The 18,068-nt window shown below is 73.1% G+C and carries 17 protein-coding genes and 2 tRNA genes; 12 read left to right on the top strand and 7 right to left on the bottom strand.

Annotated elements, in window-relative coordinates:
• Window positions 1-31 precede the first annotated feature (31 nt).
• From AB0G50_RS00950 to AB0G50_RS00940, 3 genes are all read right to left on the bottom strand, one after another.
• Window positions 32-367, bottom strand: a complete 336-nt coding sequence (locus tag AB0G50_RS00950; RefSeq protein ID WP_360100559.1) for a hypothetical protein — start codon at window positions 365-367, stop codon at window positions 32-34.
• Window positions 368-391: 24 nt separating this feature from the next.
• Window positions 392-1,381, bottom strand: coding sequence for a tetratricopeptide repeat protein (locus AB0G50_RS00945; RefSeq protein ID WP_360100556.1), 990 nt, complete (start codon window positions 1,379-1,381; stop codon window positions 392-394).
• Between the two features lie 65 nt (window positions 1,382-1,446).
• Window positions 1,447-2,058: an NAD(P)H-dependent oxidoreductase gene (locus tag AB0G50_RS00940; RefSeq protein ID WP_360100553.1), complete on the bottom strand. Its 612-nt coding sequence runs from the start codon at window positions 2,056-2,058 to the stop codon at window positions 1,447-1,449.
• Between the two features lie 107 nt (window positions 2,059-2,165).
• Between AB0G50_RS00940 and AB0G50_RS00935 the strand changes: the two genes are divergently transcribed.
• A complete protein-coding gene (locus AB0G50_RS00935) occupies window positions 2,166-2,636 on the top strand; it encodes a MarR family transcriptional regulator (protein ID WP_360100550.1) in 471 nt (156 codons plus the stop codon).
• Here the strand turns inward: AB0G50_RS00935 and AB0G50_RS00930 are convergent, their stop codons facing one another.
• The gene (locus AB0G50_RS00930; RefSeq protein WP_360100547.1) at window positions 2,637-3,836 is read right to left on the bottom strand and encodes an FAD-dependent oxidoreductase; all 1,200 of its coding nucleotides are present in this window, start codon (window positions 3,834-3,836) and stop codon (window positions 2,637-2,639) included.
• A gap of 173 nt (window positions 3,837-4,009) precedes the next feature.
• Here AB0G50_RS00930 and AB0G50_RS00925 point away from each other — a divergent pair, with 173 nt between their 5' ends.
• From AB0G50_RS00925 to AB0G50_RS00900, 6 genes are all read left to right on the top strand, one after another.
• Window positions 4,010-4,207: a hypothetical protein gene (locus AB0G50_RS00925; RefSeq protein ID WP_360100544.1), complete on the top strand. Its 198-nt coding sequence runs from the start codon at window positions 4,010-4,012 to the stop codon at window positions 4,205-4,207.
• Between the two features lie 97 nt (window positions 4,208-4,304).
• Window positions 4,305-5,942, top strand: a complete 1,638-nt coding sequence (locus AB0G50_RS00920; protein ID WP_360100541.1) for an AMP-binding protein — start codon at window positions 4,305-4,307, stop codon at window positions 5,940-5,942.
• 30 nt (window positions 5,943-5,972) lie between these two features.
• Window positions 5,973-7,286 (top strand): LuxR C-terminal-related transcriptional regulator, encoded by a 1,314-nt coding sequence (locus AB0G50_RS00915; RefSeq protein ID WP_360100538.1) that lies wholly within the window; start codon window positions 5,973-5,975, stop codon window positions 7,284-7,286.
• A gap of 494 nt (window positions 7,287-7,780) precedes the next feature.
• Complete coding sequence (locus AB0G50_RS00910) at window positions 7,781-7,945, top strand: hypothetical protein (protein ID WP_360100535.1); 165 nt, start codon at window positions 7,781-7,783, stop codon at window positions 7,943-7,945.
• 3 nt (window positions 7,946-7,948) lie between these two features.
• Window positions 7,949-8,494 carry a PH domain-containing protein gene (locus tag AB0G50_RS00905; RefSeq protein ID WP_360100532.1) on the top strand — a complete coding sequence of 182 codons (546 nt, stop codon included), beginning with the start codon at window positions 7,949-7,951 and terminating at the stop codon, window positions 8,492-8,494.
• A complete protein-coding gene (locus AB0G50_RS00900) occupies window positions 8,491-9,984 on the top strand; it encodes a PH domain-containing protein (protein WP_360100529.1) in 1,494 nt (497 codons plus the stop codon). Before AB0G50_RS00905 ends, AB0G50_RS00900 begins: the two co-directional genes overlap by 4 nt.
• Window positions 9,985-10,088: 104 nt before the next feature.
• Here AB0G50_RS00900 and AB0G50_RS00895 read toward each other — a convergent pair whose 3' ends face one another.
• Window positions 10,089-11,060 carry a helix-turn-helix domain-containing protein gene (locus tag AB0G50_RS00895; RefSeq protein WP_360100526.1) on the bottom strand — a complete coding sequence of 324 codons (972 nt, stop codon included), beginning with the start codon at window positions 11,058-11,060 and terminating at the stop codon, window positions 10,089-10,091.
• 72 nt (window positions 11,061-11,132) lie between these two features.
• On the opposite strand from AB0G50_RS00895, the gene AB0G50_RS00890 reads away from it, so the two are divergent.
• A complete protein-coding gene (locus tag AB0G50_RS00890) occupies window positions 11,133-12,425 on the top strand; it encodes an MFS transporter (protein WP_360100523.1) in 1,293 nt (430 codons plus the stop codon).
• Here the strand turns inward: AB0G50_RS00890 and AB0G50_RS00885 are convergent.
• Complete coding sequence (locus AB0G50_RS00885) at window positions 12,357-13,883, bottom strand: helicase HerA-like domain-containing protein (RefSeq protein WP_360100520.1); 1,527 nt, start codon at window positions 13,881-13,883, stop codon at window positions 12,357-12,359. The genes AB0G50_RS00890 and AB0G50_RS00885 overlap by 69 nt on opposite strands.
• 84 nt (window positions 13,884-13,967) lie before the next feature.
• On the opposite strand from AB0G50_RS00885, the gene orn reads away from it, so the two are divergent.
• The 3 genes from orn to AB0G50_RS00870 all read left to right on the top strand — a co-directional run bounded on the left by orn (window position 13,968) and on the right by AB0G50_RS00870 (window position 16,413).
• Complete coding sequence (gene orn, locus AB0G50_RS00880) at window positions 13,968-14,579, top strand: oligoribonuclease (RefSeq protein WP_360100517.1); 612 nt, start codon at window positions 13,968-13,970, stop codon at window positions 14,577-14,579.
• Window positions 14,580-14,643: 64 nt separating this feature from the next.
• Window positions 14,644-14,719, top strand: a tRNA-His gene (locus AB0G50_RS00875).
• A 62-nt stretch (window positions 14,720-14,781) separates the two neighbouring features.
• Window positions 14,782-16,413, top strand: coding sequence for an ABC-F family ATP-binding cassette domain-containing protein (locus tag AB0G50_RS00870; protein ID WP_360100514.1), 1,632 nt, complete (start codon window positions 14,782-14,784; stop codon window positions 16,411-16,413).
• Between the two features lie 4 nt (window positions 16,414-16,417).
• Here AB0G50_RS00870 and AB0G50_RS00865 read toward each other — a convergent pair whose 3' ends face one another.
• A complete protein-coding gene (locus AB0G50_RS00865) occupies window positions 16,418-17,641 on the bottom strand; it encodes an Ig-like domain-containing protein (RefSeq protein ID WP_360100511.1) in 1,224 nt (407 codons plus the stop codon).
• A 205-nt stretch (window positions 17,642-17,846) separates the two neighbouring features.
• Between AB0G50_RS00865 and AB0G50_RS00860 the strand changes: the two genes are divergently transcribed.
• Window positions 17,847-17,922 (top strand) — tRNA-Lys (locus tag AB0G50_RS00860).
• Window positions 17,923-18,068: the final 146 nt, after the last annotated feature.

Genomic DNA, 18,068 nt, shown 5'->3' with positions numbered 1-18,068 from the left:
CCTTCCGGTCAGAAGGAACGAGAGGGGGCGCTCAGGAACCGGAGGTCACGGGCGGCGCGCGTTCGCCGAGGGGCACGCGGTCGTCGGACGGCGACACGCGGTGCGCGGGGTGGACGACGTCCTCGCGGACCGGCGGCACGGGTGTCACGTGCACCGGCGGCTGCACGCCGTCCAGCGGCTTGCCGAGAAGTCCGTGCTGCTGCACGGGGTGCGCGGTCGTGAGGCGCGTGGGCGCGCCGGGCAGGTGGGCGGCCTCGACCGACGAGGACACCGCGACGACCACGTCGGAGGTGGTCGCGGGCACGGGTCCGGACACGACGAAACCCGCGATCAACGCCAGGATCGCGAGCACCGCGCGTCGGGTCATCCGCGCCTCCTCCCGCGAACCAGGTTACCGACCGCCACCGAGAACGACGACCGCTCCACCGACGAGTGAGCACAACCAGGCGATCACGAGCGGCTGCATGGTCGACGCGCCGAGCAGCAGCGCGACGGCCCACCCGGTCAGGATCACCAGCGCCGCCAGGAAGAGCACGCCGACGGTCGCGACCTTGGGCCGGTGCCGCGGCAGGTGGAACAGGGCCCGCCGCACGCCACGCCCGGCCCGCCACACCAGTTGCCCCACCACGCCGAGGCAGCCCAGCACGAGCGCGAGCACCACCCACCCGAGCCACGGCGTCGGCCGCGGCATGCCGGCCAGCAGCACCAGCAACCCGCCCGCCACGAGCACGGACGCGAGCCGGGACAGCGTCGGCCACACCAGCCGGTGCGCGGCGGCCAGCACGTCGGCGCCCGGTGAGGACGCGGTCGTGCCCCGCCGCCGGCGGACCGTCTCGAGGTTCGCCCGCGCGTCGTCGTCGGACGGGTCGAGCCGCAACGCGGTGCGGTAGGCGAACTCGGCGGTGCCCCAGTCGCGCACCCGCAGCGCCGCGTCGCCCAGCACCTGGTAGGCCCGCGCCTCGTCGGGCGCGAGCCGCACCGCCTCCCGGCCGACGGCCACCGCCTGCGCCCGCCCGTCCGGGTCGGCGGCCAGCACCTCGGCGAGCACGACCTGGCACCGCCAGTCGGAAGGCTTGCGCCGCACGCACTCCCGGGCCGCCACGGTCGCCTCGACGTGCCGGTCCAGCTCGCTCAGCGCGAGCGCGGCCAGCCGTTGCGCCCACGCGTGGTCGCCGTCGAGCACGAGCGCGCGCTTGGCCGCGTCCAGCGCCGGGTCGGGCTCGCCCACGTCGAGGTGGGCGGCGGCGAGCCGGCACCACGCCTCGGCGTGCCGGGGTTGCACGGCCAGCGCCGGCCGGAGCAGCGCGATGGCCTGGCGCGGCAACCCGCGCGCGGTCAGCTCGGCCGCCTTGACGACGACCGCGGAGATCGGCTCGGACATCGCACCTCCCGGGAGAAATCCCGCACAGTGTGCCGGCGCGCCCGAGCCGACCGGATCGGGTGACCTCAGCCCACCGCCAGCGTCCGCACGGCCCGGTGCGCCTCCTCGCGCGACTCGTCGGCCAGTCCCTTGAACTGGGCCAGTTCCGCGCGCGCGTGCGCCATGGTCATCTCCGCGTGCACGAACTCCAGCCGCCGGTCGAGCCCGAGGAAGCCGAGCACGGCGCGCAGGTAGGGCTCCTGGAAGTCCATCGGCGCGCGGGGCGTGCCCGGTCGGTACGAGCCGCCGCGCGCGGTGACCACGACGACCCGCTTGTCGCCCAGCAGGGTGCCGCCGCCCTGGGCGTCGGCGATGAACTCGGGCGCGGCGATCCAGTCCAGCCACGCCTTGAGCGACGACGGGATCGTGAAGTTGTACATCGGCGCGCCCAGCAGCACGGTGTCCGCGACCAGCACCTCCGCCTCGACCTCGCGGGCCAGCGGGTGGTCGCCGCCGGACGCGCGCAGGTCCACCACGTCCGCGCCCACGTGCGGCAACGGGTCCGCGCCGAGGTCGCGGTAGCGGTAGCCGCCCTCCGGGTGCTCCGCGCGCCACGCGGCGGCGAACGCGGCGGTGACCTCGCGGGACACCGATCCCTCGGCGCGCACGCTCGTGTCGATGTGCAGCAGGTTCCCCATGATTGTTCTCCCTCAAGAAGTTCTTGAACGAGAACATATGCTCGAAGTTGTTCCTCGTCAAGATGTTCTCACCTCGGAAGGTTGTCCCGGCCGCGTATGCTGGGGGTATGGATCTGGCTCCCGACCCCCAGTGCGTGAGCAGGTCGGGCCTGAACTGGATGCTGCACCGGGCCGCGCAGAAGCTGGGCGCGATCGCGCAGGAGGCGGCGGGCAGGCACGGCATCACCACGCGTGGGCAGATCGTGCTCACCGCGCTGGTCAGCGAGACGTGCCGGCGCACCCAACTGGCGCTCGGGCACGCACTGGGCCTGGACAAGACGACGCTCACCGCGGAGCTGGACCGGCTCGAGCGGGCCGGCCTGGTGGTCCGGCAACCGGACCCGAACGACCGGCGGGTGCGACTGCCGGTGATCACCGACGAGGGCCGCGCGGTCCAGCGCGCCGTCGAACGGCTGCACGACGAGGTCGAGTCGCGCTTCACCCAGGACCTGACCCCGCAGGAGGCCGAAACCCTGCGGGGCCTGCTGCACCGGCTGATCGCGACCGAGGGTCTGCCGGACAGCGGCTCCTGCCTCTAGCTACACGAGGTCGCCCGGCGCCGCGGTGCGCAACTGGTCGGGCGAGACGGCCGCGTGCGCGTCGACCAGCGCCTGGAGCGCCGTGCCGTCGTCCCACTGGTTGACGTTCATCGCCGCGCGCAGCCTGCCGTCGCGCAGCCAGTACGCGGTGAACTCCCGGCGCTCCAACGATCCCCGCACCACCAGCCGGTCGTTCTCCGGGTCGGCGAGCCCCCGGTACTCCATGCCCAGCTCGAACTGGTCGGAGAAGAAGTACGGCGAGGCCTGGTACGGCTCGGCCGCGCCCAGCACGGAACCCGCGACGTGGACGCCCTGGTCCTTCGCGTTGGCCCAGTGCTCGACCCGGACCCGCCCGTCGTAGCGCGGGTGGTCGTGCGCGGCGATGTCGCCGATCGCGAACACGTCCGGGTCCGACGCGCGCAGCGCCGCGTCGACCGCCACTCCCCCGTCGGCGAGCGCGAGCCCGGCCTCCCGGGCGAGCGCGGTGTTCGGCGCCGCGCCGACACCCAGCACCACCACGTCGCCCGCGACCTCGGTGCCGTCGGCGAGGCGCACGCCGTCCGGGGTGAACCCGTCCACGCCGACGCCGAGCCGCCACCGCACGCCGTGCGCCTCGTGCAGCTCGCGGAAGACGCCGCCGACGGTCGGGCCGAGCACCCGGCGCAGCGGCACGTCCACCGGGTCGACGACGGTGACCTCCGCGCCGCGGGTGCGCGCCGCGGCGGCCACCTCGCAGCCGATCCAGCCCGCGCCGACGACCACCACCCGCGCGCCCTCGACCAGCTTCTCCCGCAGCGCCAAGGAGTCCTCGACGGTGCGCAGCGTGTGCAGACCTGGGAGGTCTGCGCCCGGGACGGGCAGCGCGCGCGGCGTGGAGCCGGTCGCGAGTACCAGCCGATCGTACGAGTGCTCGGCGCCGGTCGAGTCGACCACGACGTGGTCCGCGAGCCGCACCGCGGTGATCTCGACGCCGAGGCGGAGGTCCACCTCCTCGTAGAACTCCGGCTCGTGCACCCGGTTGGGACCGTCCGCGGCGCCGAGCAGCACGTCCTTCGACAACGCGGGCAACTCGTAGGGCCGGTGCCGTTCGCGGCCGAACACCACCAGGTCACCGCCGTAGCCGCGGTCCCGGAGCGCACCGGCCGCCGAGGCGCCCGCCAAGCCCGACCCGACAATCACCACGCGTTGCGGTTCAGCCATTTTTCACTCTCCCAGGTGACCAAGCCGAGGACTGCGTGCGACGCTATCGGCAGCTCGGCACGGTTGCCCGTCGGGAATTCCCGTCATGACCTCGATCCACACGCGTCTCCACCGCGGGAGCGCGCGGATTGGTCCGAGCACCCGCGTCGAGAACTGGTGGAGGTACGGAGACCGTGGGCTCACCCCAGGAGTGGCAGATCGCCTGTCGCGACATCGCGTCGCGCCGCCGCGACATGACCGTGTTCGTCAGCCAGGGCCACGTCGTGGTGACCGTGCCGCCGGGCGAGGCCGCCGTCCTCACCCCGCTGGAGGTCGGCCGGTTGCGCGCCGCGCTGCGCGACGCCGTGGTCAACGCCTCCGGCACCGACTGACCCCACCGACCGGCACCACAGGGAAACGGCCCGCCGCCGTTCCCGAATTCGGGCCGACCTCTTCCTACTCACGGGTAGGAAGTGCCAGTATCGGGACGTGAGCAGCGACGGCGTCCCCGAATCGCCCGCACCGAGGGCACCCGTCGACCGCCCGGTCACCCGCGCGGTCGACGCCCTGCGCGCGCTCGGCACCCTCGTCCGCTCCGGCGTGGTGCGGCCGATGGCGCCGGCGCGGCTGCTCGGCGTGCTGGACGCGTACCTGCGCTGGGACATCACGATCGCGATGGGTTACGCGGTCGGCGCGGCGCGGCACCCGGACCGGCCCGCGATCGTCGACGAGCGCGGCACGCTCAGCTACGCCCAGGTCGACCGGCGGACCACCAGGCTGGCCAACGGGTTGCGCGACCTCGGCGTCGGACCGGGCGACAAGGTCGCCGTGCTGTGCCGCAACCACCGGGGTTTCGTGGAGACGCTCACCGCGTGCGTCAAGCTCGGCGCGCACGCCGTGCTGCTCAACACCGGGCTGAGCGCGGGCCAGGTCGCGACCGTGCTGCGCGAGCAGGACGTGTCGGTCGTGGTGGCGGACGCCGAGTTCCGCCCGCTGCTGCGCAACGCCCCGCGCGACGTCCGCCGGGTGACGGCCTGGGTCGACGGCCCCACGAAGGCGCGCACCCTGGACGACCTCGTCGCCGGCGCGTCGGACGCGCCCCCGCGCCGGGGTGGACCGCGCGGCCGGATGATCGTGCTCACCTCCGGCACCACCGGCGCGCCCAAGGGCGCGAAGCGGCCGGAACCCGCGAGCCTCGCGCCCGCCGCCGCGCTGCTGTCCCGGATCCCGCTGCGCGCGGGCGACCGGTTCGCGGTGCCGGCGCCGCTGTTCCACACCTGGGGCCTCGCCGCGTTCCAACTCTCGCTCGTGCTGGGCGCGACCCTGGTGCTGCGCCGCGGTTTCGACCCCGCGCTCACCCTGACCGACGCGCGCGAACACGGTGTGGCCGCGATGTTCGTCGTTCCCGTGATGCTGCAACGGGTTCTGGAGCTGCCCGGCCGGCCGCACCTGCCGGAACTGCGGGTGATCGCGTCCAGCGGCTCGGCGCTGCCGCCGTCGGTCGCCCGCCGGTGCCTGGACGGGTTCGGCCCGGTGCTCTACAACCTCTACGGCTCGACGGAGGTGTCCTGGGTCAGCGTCGCGCGCCCCGAGGAACTGGCGCGCCGACCCGACACCGCGGGCCGCCCGCCGCGCGGCACCCGGCTGGAAATCCTGGACGACGAGGGGAACCCGGTGCCCGCGGGCGCGACGGGCCGCGTCTTCGTGGCCAACGACATGCTGTTCGACGGCTACACCCACGGCTCCGGCAAGGAGGTCCGGCGCGGCCTGATGGCCACCGGCGACGTCGGGCGCCGGGACGCGGACGGGTTGCTGTACGTGCTGGGCCGGGACGACGAGATGGTCGTGTCCGGCGGCGAGAACGTGCACCCGCGCGAGGTCGAGGACCTGCTCGCCGGACTGCCGGGTGTGCGCGAGGTGGCCGTGGTCGGTGTGCCGGACGAGCGGTTCGGGCAGCGGCTCGCCGCGTACGTCGTGCGCGCGGAACCCGGTGTGCCGGACGAGGACGCGGTCCGCGCGCACGTCCGGGCGCACCTGGCCAGGTTCTCCGTGCCGCGCGACGTGGTGTTCGTGGACGCGCTCCCGCGCAACGCCACCGGGAAGGTGCTGAAGCGGGAACTCGGGTGAGTATCCTCCGGTGCCGGGGGCGAGCCGAGGATGACCATCTCAGTCCAGCGAACGTCCGAGCCGGGCGCCAACGCGGCCGCGAACCTGCGCGAGGCGCGGCTGGCCCTGGACGAGGGCAGGCTGAGCGACGCCATGGAGTCCGCCGAGAAGGCGCTGGCGGCGTACTCCTGGCTGGACGACGCGGAGGGCGTCGCGCACGCGCTGCTCGCGCAGTCCGTGGCGATGGGCAAGCGCGGGCTGTTACCGGGCGCGCTGGACACCATCGACCGGGTCCAGGAGATCGCCGAGGCCAACCGGCACGTGGGGTTGCAGGCGTGGTGCGCCTACGCGCGGTCGGTGGTGGAGCTGCGGTTGGACTCGCGCGAGCGGTCCATGCACTCGCTGGCCCGCGCGCTGGGGCTGGCCGAGCTGACCACCGACGCCGAACTCGTCGGGTCGATCCTCTACGAGCAGGCCAAGGTCATGCGCTCGCAGTACCACGAGCACTGCATGATCCGCACCGAGGACGCCCGGTGCAGCCCCGACGGTGAACCCTGCGTGCGCAAGCTGCGGCGCGCGGAGTCGTTGTGCGCCATGGTCCGCGACCGCTGGAAGCAGCTGGACGAGCCGGTGCGGATGGCCCGGCTGAACCTGCTGCTCGCGCACGTGCGGCTGGACCTCGGCGAGGTGGAGCGGGCGCTGCGGTCGTGCCAGCGGGCGGACCGGCTGCTCGTCGGCGCGCAACGGCCGGTGGTGCGCGCCGAGCTGCTCATCGCGCGGGCCCGGATCAGCGGCGCGCGGGACCGGGTCGGCGAGCAGATCTCCCAGCTGGCGCAAGCCGCCGAGCTGGCCATGGGGTGCTTGGCGCGTGAGGTGGCGGTGCGGGCGCACGGCGCGCTCAGCGCGGCGCACGAGCGGGCCGGGCAGCTGGACGCGGCGCTGCGGCACGCCCGCGCGCAGCTGGAGCAGTACCGGCTGTGGGAACTCCAGGAGGGCCGGGACCTGCTGCGGATGCGCGAGCACGACCTGTCCGCGCGGCTCGTGGCGCAGCTGGCCGACCGGTCGTTCGCCGCGGCGGGCGAGGCCGTGCCCCGGCGCGCGGAGCCGCTGCGGTCGACCAGGACCGCCGAGGAGGTCAACCGGCGCATCGCCCGCGCCCTGGACGCCGGGTTGACCCGGCGCGGCATCGAGGTGCTGCGGCGGGTCGCCAACGGCGCCAGCACGAGCGCCATCGCCGAGGAGCTGGACCTGTCGCCCAAGACCGTGCAGAACCACCTCCAGCGGATCTACCGCACCATCGGCGTGCGGGACCGCGCGGGCGCGGCGGTCTGGTGGGTCGACCTGGACAGCGAGCCGAACGGCTGATCGCGGACGCCTACCGGATGGCCGCGCGAGGTGGGCTCCGAGTGGCCCGTTCACGACGACCCACCTCCCCGTTACGGGGTATTTGCCTAGCGGAATGCGGCAGAACTGGGTGATGAGCGGGGAGACACCTCTGTGCCATGCTCCGGTTGGACGCTTCTCCCTGCGTCCCCTGGCGAAGCGGCGGTAGTGCGATGCGGGTGGTCGGTGGGCACCGGAGCCCGCGATCGGCGTTCCCGGATCACGTCGTCCCGTCCCCCGTCCCCACCCGCCGGACCCCGCCCGTCGCGCGACCACCCGTGGTCGCCGCGCCGGGACCGCCGGCGCCCGGACGGGACGAGCCCGAACCACCCGCCGCCCGCCGGATCGCGGTCGCGCCGGGCGCCGAGCACCGCCCGCGCGGTCACGACCGCGTCGGACGGCGGCGCCCCGCCGCGCGACCGCCGGTTCCCGGACCGGTACGCCGGGAGCCGGAACGCCTGCCACGTCTTCTCCCCATGAAACGGAGCCCCGAGATGTTCCTGAACTCCATCCGCAGAGCCCTCGCCGTGGCCGCGGTCGTCGCGGGCCTTGGTGTGCTCGCCATCGCGCCCGTGAGCGCCGCCGCCGTCGGCTCGGGCAACGTCACGGACATCTACACGCCGCCGTACGTCGCCCCGTGATCGATGCCCCGAGGCCGGGTCCGCCCTTCCGCGGACCCGGCCTTGAGGCAGAGTGGTGCCGTGAGCACCGAGTTGCGCCTGCGTGCGCCGCGGCACCGGGTGAGCCGCAAGTCGATCATCCTCTGGACCCTGCACGCGCTCATCGGCTGGCTGGTGCTGCTCGTGCCGCAGGGGATCGCGCTGGTCTTCACCCGCACCCCCTGGCAGCTGACCGCCCTCGCCGCCACCCTCGTGGTCGGCATCGCGCACACCGTCGTGATGCCCCGGTGGCGCTACCGGGTGCACCGCTGGGAGGCCACGCCGGACGCGGTCTACACGCTGGCCGGGTGGCTGAACCAGGAGTGGCGCATCGCGCCGGTGTCCCGGATCCAGACCGTGGACACCAAACGCGGTCCCCTGCAACAACTCCTCGGGTTGTCCACGGTGACCGTGACGACCGCGTCCGCCGCGGGCCCGGTGCACATCGAGGGCCTCGACCACGACGACGCGGTGCGGCTCGCCGACGAGCTGACCACGACCACCCAGGCCACCCCGGGTGACGCGACGTGACCGGCCCGGAGTTCCCCGCCGCGCCCGAACTCGCCGACGAACCGGTCGTCGACTGGCACCGGCTGGACGTCCGGATGCTCGTGGTGCGGCCGTTGAACGAGCTGCTGGGACTCGTGCCGGTGCTCGTCGGGTTGATCGTGCTGGGCAACGGCGACCGGTGGCGGATCCTGACCAGCGTCGCGGTGGTCGCGGTGGTGGTCGGGCTCGGGTTCGTCCGCTGGATCTCCACCCGCTACCGGATCACCGACGAGCAGGTCGAGCTGCACACCGGTCTGGTCACCCGCAAGCGGTTGGCCGTGCCGCGCGACCGGATCCGGAGCGTAGACCTGACCGCGAAGCTGGGGCACCGGCTGTTCGGGCTGTCCGCGATCCGGGTCGGTACCGGTCAGCACGACAAGCCGGGCGAGGACGGGCTGACCCTGGACGCGGTGTCCTCGGCGGAGGCCGAGCGGCTGAGGTTGTTGCTGCTGAACCACAAACCCGTCGTGCACGCCGAGAGCCCGGTCGCCGCCGACGGCGTCGTGCTGTCCACTTTGGACGTCCGCTGGCTGCGGTACGCGCCGCTGACGCTGTCCGGGCTGGTCGGTCTCGGCGCGGTGTTCGGCGTCACGGTGAACTACGCGCGCGAGCTGGACATCGAGCTGCTCGGCCCGCTGACCGACGCCGCGCACTGGGTGGTGGACCAGCCCGTGTGGCAGACGGTGGCGGTGATCGCGGTCGTCGCGCTGGTGCTGTCCACGATCGGCTCGGTGCTGCTGTACGTGGTGCAGTTCTGGGGTTACCGGCTCACCCGCGAGCCGGACGGCACGATCCGGGTCCGCCGCGGGCTGCTCACCACCCGCTCGATCTCGGTGTCGGAGCAGCGGTTGCGCGGCGTGGAGGTGCGGGAACCGTTGCTGCTGCGGCTGGGTCGCGGCGCGAGGACCACCGCCGTCGCGACCGGGTTGGGGCACAAGGGGGAGAGCGGTCTGCTGCTGCCGCCCGCGCCGCGCGCCGAGGCGCACCGGGTGGCCGCGCTGGTGCTCGACGTGGCCGAGTCGCCGACCACGACCCCGTTGCGCCGGCATCCGGTGACCGCGTTGCGCCGCCGGCTGGTCCGCGCGGTCGTGCCGGTGGTGCTCCTGGTGGTCGGGCTCGCGGTGTTCGCGCCGTCCTGGACGTGGCAGGCCGCCTTGGTGCTGCTGCCGTTCGCGGTGTTCCTGGGCTGGGACCGCTACCGCGCGCTGGGCCACGCGCTGGGCGAACGCCACCTGCTCGCCCGGGCGGGCTCGGCGCTGCGCGAGACGGTCGCGTTGCAGCGCACGGGAATCATCGGCTGGCGCGTCCACCGCTCGTTCTTCCAGCGCCGCGCGGGCCTGGTGACGGTGTCCGCGACGACGGCCGCGGGCGACGGCGTCTACCACGTGGTGGACGTGGGCGAGGCCGAGGGCCTGGCGTTCGCCGACGAGGCCGTGCCGGACCTGCTGCGGCCGTTCCTGGAACGCGGCTAGCCCCGGTCCGCCGACCGGCCGAGGGCGCGATTCCCGTTTCGCGGCAAGGGGTTCGCGGCCCGGCTGCCTCCGGCCCCGGTCGGTCCCGCGAGCGCGCGCCGCCGTCAGCCCGCCGAGCGGAACGTGGTGCGGTACGCGGTCGGTGACACGCCGAGCGAGGCGGCCATCTGCTGGCGCAGCGCCGCGCCGGTGCCGAAACCCGCGTGCCGCGCCACCTGGTCGACCGCCAGGTCCGTGGTCTCCAGCAGGTGCCTGGCCCGTTCCACGCGCTGCTGGGTGAGCCACTTGCCCGGGCTCACCCCGGTCTCCTCGCGGAACCGCCGAGTGAAGGTGCGGACGCTCATCCGGGCGTGACCCGCCAGCACGCGCAGGTCCACCGGCTCGTCCAGGTGCGCCAGCGCCCACGCGCGGGCCGGCGCCGTCGAGGAGTCCAGCGCCTGCGGCACCGGGCGCTCGATGTACTGGGACTGCCCGCCCGGCCGCCACGGCGGCACCACGCAGCGGCGGGCGGCCTTGTTCGCCACGTCGCTGCCGTGGTCCTTGCGCACCAGGTGCAGGCACAGGTCGATGCCCGCGCCGACGCCCGCCGAGGTCAGCACGTCGCCGCCGTCCACGAACAGCACGTCCGGGTCCAGGTCGACGCGCGGGAACAGCCGGCGGAAGTTGTCCGCGTGCAGCCAGTGCGTGGTGGCGCGGCGGCCGTCCAGCAGCCCGCACGCGGCCAGCACGAACGCGCCGGTGCAGATGGACATCACCCGAGCGCCCCGCGCCGAGGCGGCCGACAGGGCCTCGCGCACGTCGTCCGGGATCGTGCCGTCCTCCAGCACCCGCGCGCCGTAGTGCACGCCGGCCACGATCACCGTGTCCGCGCGCTCCAGCAGCTCGAGGCCGTGGTCGGGGGTGACGGTGAACCGCGCGGCGCTGCGCACCGGACGACCGCCGGGCGTGCAGATCCGGACCTGGTAGTAGCGCCGCTCCTGCTCGTCGCGGGCCGAGTTGAAGATCTGCGGCGGCGTGCCGAGGTCGAAGCCGACCACCTCGTCGAGCGCGAGGACGGCCACCAGGTGACGTTCCATGGCCTGATTCTTGCACATGATGGCCTTCAGGCCACTTCCCCCGAACGGGCCCGCCGGCGCACTCTCTACCCCGTGACGAAGAGGCAGAACTGGGCGTGGGCGGTCGCGGCCGTCGCGTTCGTGGCGTTGATCGGCGCGGCCGGGTTCCGCGCCACACCGGGCGCGTTGATCGAGCCGCTGCGGGCGGAGTTCGGCTGGTCCACCGCGACCGTCGGCTTCGCGGTGTCGGTGAATCTGCTGCTCTACGGCCTGACCGCGCCGTTCGCCGCCGCGCTGATGGAGCGCTTCGGGGTGCGCCGGGTGGTGGCGTGCGCGCTGACCGTGGTGGCGATCGGCTCCGGGTTGACCGTGTTCATGACCACGAGCTGGCAGCTGGTGCTGCTGTGGGGCGTGCTGGTGGGTCTGGGCACCGGCTCGATGGCGCTCGCGTTCGTCGCCACCATCACCGGCCGCTGGTTCGTCAAGCACCGCGGCCTGGTCACCGGCGTGCTCACGGCGGGCGGCGCGACCGGTCAGCTGGTGTTCCTGCCGATCATGGCCTCGATGGCCGAGACGTCCGGCTGGCGCTCCGCGGCCCTGCTGGTCTCGGCCGCCGCGCTGGCCACCGTGCCGCTGGTGCTGCTGTTCCTGCGCGAGTACCCGGTGGACCTGGGCGCGACCCCGTACGGCGGCGACGCGATCGTGCCGCGGCCGACGGTGACCTCGGGCGCCGCCCGCCGCGCCGTCACCGCGTTGACCACGGCCGCGCGCACCGGCCCGTTCTGGTTCCTCGCGGGCGGGTTCGCGATCTGCGGCGCGACCACCAACGGCCTGGTCGGCACGCACTTCATCCCCGCCGCGCACGACCACGGCATGCCCACCACGACCGCCGCCGGGCTGCTCGCGCTGGTCGGCGTGTTCGACATCGTCGGCACGATCTTCTCCGGCTGGCTCACCGACCGGGTCGACTCGCGGATCTTGCTGGCCGCCTACTACGCGCTGCGCGGCGCGTCGCTGCTCCTGCTGCCGCAGCTGTTCCACGCGTCGGTGCACCCGAGCATGCTGGTGTTCATCGTCTTCTACGGCCTGGACTGGGTGGCCACCGTGCCGCCGACGGTGGCGCTGTGCCGCGAGGTGTTCGGGCTGTCCGCGCCGGTCGTGTTCGGCTGGGTGTTCGCCTCGCACCAGATCGGCGCGGCGATCGCGGCCACCGCGGCGGGGCTGGTGCGGGACAGCTTCGGCAACTACGCGCCCGCCTGGTACGTGGCCGGGTTCCTCTCGATCGGCGCGGCCGTGCTGTCGATGAGGGTCCGGAGGTCACCGGCGCTTGCGGGCGGTGCCGAACAGGCCCCGGGTGATCTCACGCCCCAGGGCGCTCGCGGCTGACCGCAGGAACGACTTGACCGCCGAGTTGCCGAGCACCTTGTCGACCAGACCGGGCTCGTCCTTCTCGGACGCCGCGGGTGGTGGCGCTTCGTCGTCGGGGGGCGCCACCCTCGCCGTGAGCTTCTCGTAGGCCGACTCGCGGTCGATCGTGCCGGCGTACTTGCCGTGCAGGTCCGAGGACTGCGCGGCCTGTCGGATCGCGTCCTCGCCGATGGTGTCCATCAAGGACCGCGGCGCGCGCAACCTGGTCCACGCCACCGGTGTCGGCGCGCCGGTTTCGCTCAGCACCGTCACGACCGCCTCGCCGGTGCCCAACGACGTGAGCGCCTTGTCCAGCGCGTAGTGCGGCGTCGTCGGGTAGGTCTTCACGGTCTTCGCGAGCGCCGTCTGGTCCTCCGGGGTGAACGCGCGCAGGGCGTGCTGCACGCGTGCGCCCAGCTGCGACAGCACCGCGTTCGGCACGTCGGTCGGCAGCTGCGTGCAGAAGAACACGCCGACGCCCTTGGACCGGATCAGCTTCACCGTCTGGGTGATCTGCTCCAGGAACGCCTTCGACGCGTCGGCGAACAGCAGGTGCGCCTCGTCGAAGAAGAACACCAGCTTCGGCCGGTCCAGGTCGCCCGCCTCGGGCAGCACCTGGAACAACTCGGCCAGCAGCCACATCAGGAACGTGGAGAACAGCGCGGGCCGGGCCTGGAGCTCGGCCAGCTCCAGCAACGTGATCACGCCCTGACCGGACTCCTGGAGCATCAGGTCGCGCGGGTCGAGCTCGGGCTCGCCGAAGAACGTGTCACCGCCCTGCGCCTCCAGGTTCACCAGCGCGCGCAGGATCACGCCCGCCGTCGCGGGCGACACCCCGCCGAGCCCCTTGAGGTCCTCCTTGCCCTCCTCGGAGGTGAGGTGCGTGATGACCGAGCGGAGGTCCTTGGTGTCCAGCAACGGCAGCGCGCGGGTGTCGGCCCAGTGGAAGATCAACCCGAGGGTGGACTCCTGGGTGTCGTTGAGCCCCAGCACCTTCGACAGCAGGATCGGGCCGAAGCTGGTGATCGTGGCGCGCACCGGCACGCCCGCGCCGCCGGTGCCCAGCGACAGGAACCGCGTCGGGCGCGCCCGCGGCGCCCAGTCGTCGCCGGTGTCCGCGGCCCGCTTCGCGACCCGGTCGTTCGCGGAACCCGCGCGGGACAACCCGGACAGGTCGCCCTTCACGTCCGCCATCACCACCGGCACGCCGGCCGCCGACAGCTGCTCGGCGATGAGCTGGAGCGTCTTGGTCTTGCCGGTGCCGGTCGCGCCGGCGACCAGGCCGTGCCGGTTCAACGTCGCGAGCGGCAGCCGGACCCGGGCCGTCGGCTCGACCACCCCGTCCACCAGCACGGCGCCGAGTTCGACGGCCGCGCCCTCGGAGGCGTACCCGGCCGCGATCTCGCTCTGCGCCGACTGGTGCTGGGCAGCGGTCATGTCGGGTGAGCGTAATGAGATTGGTAGCCCGCGCCACCCGAAGTGCCGCCGGCGTCCGACGACCGGACGACTAGGCTCGCGCTGGTGATGGATCGTTTGGTGTGGATCGACTGCGAGATGACCGGGCTGGACCTGGGCGGTGACGCGCTGATCGAGATCGCGGCACTGGTGACCGACGCCGAGTTGAACGTGCTGGGCGACGGGGTGGACGTGGTGATCCACGCCGACGACGCCGCGCTGGCCGCGATGCCCGAGGTGGTCGTGGCGATGCACGCCAAGTCCGGCCTGACCGAGGAGGTCCGCCGGTCCACCACGACGCTCGCCGACGCCGAGGCGCAGGTGCTCGCCTACATCCGCGAGTGGGTGCCCGAGGCGCGCACCGCGCCGCTGGCGGGCAACTCGATCGCCACCGACCGCGGGTTCATCGCGCGCGACATGCCCGAGCTGGACGCGCACCTGCACTACCGGATGGTCGACGTGTCGTCGATCAAGGAGCTGTGCCGGCGCTGGTACCCGCGCATCTACTACGCGCAGCCGGGCAAGGGCCTCGCGCACCGGGCGCTCGCCGACATCAAGGAGTCGATCCGCGAGCTGGCGTACTACCGCCGCACGGCGTTCGTGGCGCAGCCGGGGCCGTCGTCGGAGCAGGCGCAGGCCGTCGCCGCCGACCTGCTCGCCGCCGACGCCGCGAAATAGGGTCGATTTCAGGACCGGCGGTAGGGCACTGTATGCTTCTCACCGCCGGGATCGACCGGCCTTGGTGGGTGTAGCTCAGCTGGCAGAGCACTGGGTTGTGATCCCAGGTGTCGCGGGTTCAAGTCCCGTCACTCACCCCAAGCGAACGCCTCTCGACCACTGGTCGCGGGGCGTTTTCTTTTGAACCTGATGGGGAGAAGTCGTGAGCGCCACTCTCGTCGCGAAGGGCCTGGCCGCGGGCCACGGCGACCGCGTGCTGTTCTCCGGGTTGGACCTGGTCGTCGCGCCGGGCGACGTGGTGGGCCTCGTCGGGGTCAACGGCGCGGGCAAGTCCACCCTGCTGCGCACGCTGGCCGGGCTGCTGCCCGCCGAGGAGGGTGTGATCCGCCTCTCCCCCACCTCGGCGACCGTCGGCCACCTGCCCCAGGAGCCGGACCGGCAGCCGGGCGAGACGGTGCGCGCGTTCCTCGCCCGCCGCACGGGCGTGGCCGCGGCGCAGGCCGAGCTGGACCGCACCACCGACCTGCTCGCGACCGGCGTGGACGAGGGCTACTCCGAGGCGCTGGACCGGTGGCTCGCGCTCGGCGGCGCGGACCTGGCCGAGCGGGCCGAGGAGGTGGCCGCCGAACTGGGCCTCGGGGTCGACCTGGACATGGAGATGACCGCGCTGTCCGGTGGTCAGGCGGCCCGCGCGGGCATGGCGTCGCTGCTGCTGAGCCGGTACGACGTGTTCCTGCTCGACGAGCCGACCAACGACCTCGACCTGGCCGGGTTGGCGACGCTGGAGAAGTTCGTGACGGGTTTGCGCGCGGGCACCGTGCTGGTGTCCCACGACCGCGAGTTCCTGGCGCGCACCGTCACCCGGGTGGTGGAACTGGACCTCGCGCAGCAGCAGGTCCGCACCTACGGCGGCGGCTACGAGGCGTACCTGGAGGAGCGCGAGGTCGCCCGTCGGCACGCCCGCGAGGACTTCGAGCAGTACGCCAACGCCCGGTCCGCGCTGGAGGACCGGGCGCACATGCAGCGCGCGTGGATGGAGAAGGGCGTGAAGAACGCCCGCCGCAAGTCCACCGACAACGACAAGAAGGGCCGCGGCGTCCGCACCGAGGCCACCGAGAAGCAGGCCTCGAAGGCCCGCCAGACCGAGCGCCTGATCGAGCGCATGGACGTCGTGGACGAGCCGCGCAAGGAGTGGGAGCTGCGGATGGAGATCGCCGCCGCGCCGCGTGCGGGCGCCGTCGTGGCCGTGCTCCGGTCGGCCGTGGTGCGCCGGGGCGATTTCACCCTGGGCCCGGTCGACCTCCAGGTGGACTGGGCCGACCGCGTCGCGATCACCGGCGCGAACGGCTCGGGCAAAACCACCCTGCTGTCCGCCCTGCTCGGCCGCACGCCCCTGACCTCCGGCACGGCGTCGCTCGGCCCCGGCGTGGTGGTGGGCGAGATCGACCAGGCCCGGGGCTCGTTCCTGGGCGAGGACGCCCTGCTCGACGCGTTCGGCGCGGCCGTGCCGGACCTGGCGCCCGCCGACGTCCGCACCCTGCTGGCGAAGTTCGGCCTGAAGGCGGCCCACGTCCTGCGCCCGGCCGCCTCGCTGTCCCCGGGCGAACGCACCAGGGCCGCCCTGGCCCTGCTCCAGGCGCGCGGGGTGAACCTGCTGGTCCTGGACGAGCCGACGAACCACCTGGACCTGCCCGCCATCGAACAGCTGGAGTCGGCCCTGGCGACCTACCAGGGCACCCTCCTGCTCGTCACCCACGACCGGCGGATGCTCGACGCGGTGACGACGACCCGCCGTCTGGAGGTGACGGCGGGTCGCGTGGCGGACGTCGGGTAGCGGGCTAGCGGTTGCCCTTCACCCACTGGTCCCACGGGATCTGCCAGTCGCCGAAACCGTCCCAGGCCTCCAGGGCCGGACCGCCCGAGTTGGTCACGATCACGATGTCGCCGGGCTTGGACAGGTCGTAGACCCACTTCGCGTTCTCCGGCGAGAGGTTCAGGCAGCCGTGGCTCACGTTGCTGTTGCCCTGCTGGCCGATCGACCACGGCGCGCTGTGGAAGAAGATGCCGCTGTTGGACATCCGGGTCGCCCAGTCGACCGGGGTGACGTAGCCGCCGGCATCGAGGGCGAGGCCGTAGGTGCGGGAGTCCATCACCATGTGGTCGTGCTTCTCCATCAGCACGTAGGTGCCGGTGGGGGTGGTGTTGGCGGCGTTGCCCATCGAGGTCGGCATGGTGCGCGCGACCTGGCCGTTGATCTTGGTGACGACCTGGTGGGTCTGGCCGTCGGCCTCGTGGATCACCGCGTCGCCGATCGTCGTGGTGATGACGCGGTCCTCCTGGCCGTACACGCCGTTGCCCAGGTTCTTGCCGTAGATCTTGGCGTTGATGGTGACCTTGGTGCCGGCGGCCCAGTAGTTCTGCGGGCGCCAGTGCACTTCCTTCTCGTTGAACCAGTAGAAGGCGCCGTCCACCTTCGGCTCGGTGGTGATCGAGATCATCGCCTCGGCGGCGGCGCGGTCGGCGATCGGCTCGTCGAAGTAGAACGCCAGCGGCTGGCCGATGCCGACGGTCGTGCCGTCCTGCGGGTTGACCGAGAGGTACGTGAGGGTGCGCGGCTGGGCGGTGGTGAAGCTGGAGGTCTTCGTCTCCGGCTTGCCGTCGGCGCCCTGGCCGGTCACGGTCAGCGAGTAGGTCTTGCCGTAGCCGAGCGCCTCCGTGTTCGTCCACTGGAGACCGTCCGGAGTGACCTGTCCGGCGACGGCCTTGCCCTCGTTGTTGGTCAACGCGGCGGTGGTGATCTTGCCGTCGGTCGCGGTTGCCACGACCGGGACGCCCGGCTGCACGTCCGTGGCCTTGTCCGCCGGTCCGACACTGAGCGTGATCGCCTTCGCCGGTGCCGCGGACGTCGTGTCCGGCTTGCCCGCCGCGTTCGCCGCCGGCTGCCCGCCTGACGACGAACAGCTCGAGATCAACACTGCGACCAGCCCGATCGCCGCTGCCACCACCCCTGCGCGCGTCCCCCGCCGTCCGGCCATGCCCTTGTCCTCCGCTCTCCCCGACACCGAGCCTGCCTCTCGGCTCCGGCTTTTGGTGTCCCCTGACAAGGTGACGCCTGATGGGTTGACGATGTTGCCCCGGATGCCGGATCGTTACCAACGCGAAGTTCCCCCTCGACGGGGGCGGCCGGACCGCCCTTGACCAGGCGATTGGGAGCCGCGCGAGACGCTGTGCTAATGTTTCTCACGTCGGACGGAGCAACAAGTCCCGGCGCCGCTAGCTCAACTGGCAGAGCAGCTGACTCTTAATCAGCGGGTTCGGGGTTCGAGTCCCTGGCGGCGCACCAAACCCTCAAGCCTCGGGCTTGGGGGTTTTGCGTTTCTCGGGCCACCCTCACAGGCATTGTCGGGGCCTCGATCACCGAATTCGGGCGGGTGTCGCTTCGGCGCCGAGCACGCGGAACACCACCCGCGCCGGCGCGCTCTCCCGGCA

The organism is Actinosynnema sp. NPDC020468, assembly GCF_040642015.1.
Taxonomy (GTDB): Bacteria; Actinomycetota; Actinomycetes; order Mycobacteriales; family Pseudonocardiaceae; genus Actinosynnema.
This window is presented reverse-complemented; position numbering and strand designations above follow the sequence as displayed.

Bases quoted from the DNA above. Each gene is read 5' to 3' on its own strand.
- AB0G50_RS00950 (WP_360100559.1), bottom strand. From the start codon at position 367: ATGACCCGACGCGCGGTGCTCGCGATCCTGGCGTTGATCGCGGGTTTC.
- AB0G50_RS00935 (WP_360100550.1), top strand. From the start codon at position 2,166: ATGGATCTGGCTCCCGACCCCCAGTGCGTGAGCAGGTCGGGCCTGAAC.
- AB0G50_RS00930 (WP_360100547.1), bottom strand. From the start codon at position 3,836: ATGGCTGAACCGCAACGCGTGGTGATTGTCGGGTCGGGCTTGGCGGGC.
- AB0G50_RS00940 (WP_360100553.1), bottom strand. From the start codon at position 2,058: ATGGGGAACCTGCTGCACATCGACACGAGCGTGCGCGCCGAGGGATCG.
- AB0G50_RS00895 (WP_360100526.1), bottom strand. From the start codon at position 11,060: ATGGAACGTCACCTGGTGGCCGTCCTCGCGCTCGACGAGGTGGTCGGC.
- AB0G50_RS00915 (WP_360100538.1), top strand. From the start codon at position 5,973: ATGACCATCTCAGTCCAGCGAACGTCCGAGCCGGGCGCCAACGCGGCC.
- AB0G50_RS00885 (WP_360100520.1), bottom strand. From the start codon at position 13,883: ATGACCGCTGCCCAGCACCAGTCGGCGCAGAGCGAGATCGCGGCCGGG.
- AB0G50_RS00945 (WP_360100556.1), bottom strand. From the start codon at position 1,381: ATGTCCGAGCCGATCTCCGCGGTCGTCGTCAAGGCGGCCGAGCTGACC.
- AB0G50_RS00905 (WP_360100532.1), top strand. From the start codon at position 7,949: ATGCCCCGAGGCCGGGTCCGCCCTTCCGCGGACCCGGCCTTGAGGCAG.
- AB0G50_RS00910 (WP_360100535.1), top strand. From the start codon at position 7,781: ATGAAACGGAGCCCCGAGATGTTCCTGAACTCCATCCGCAGAGCCCTC.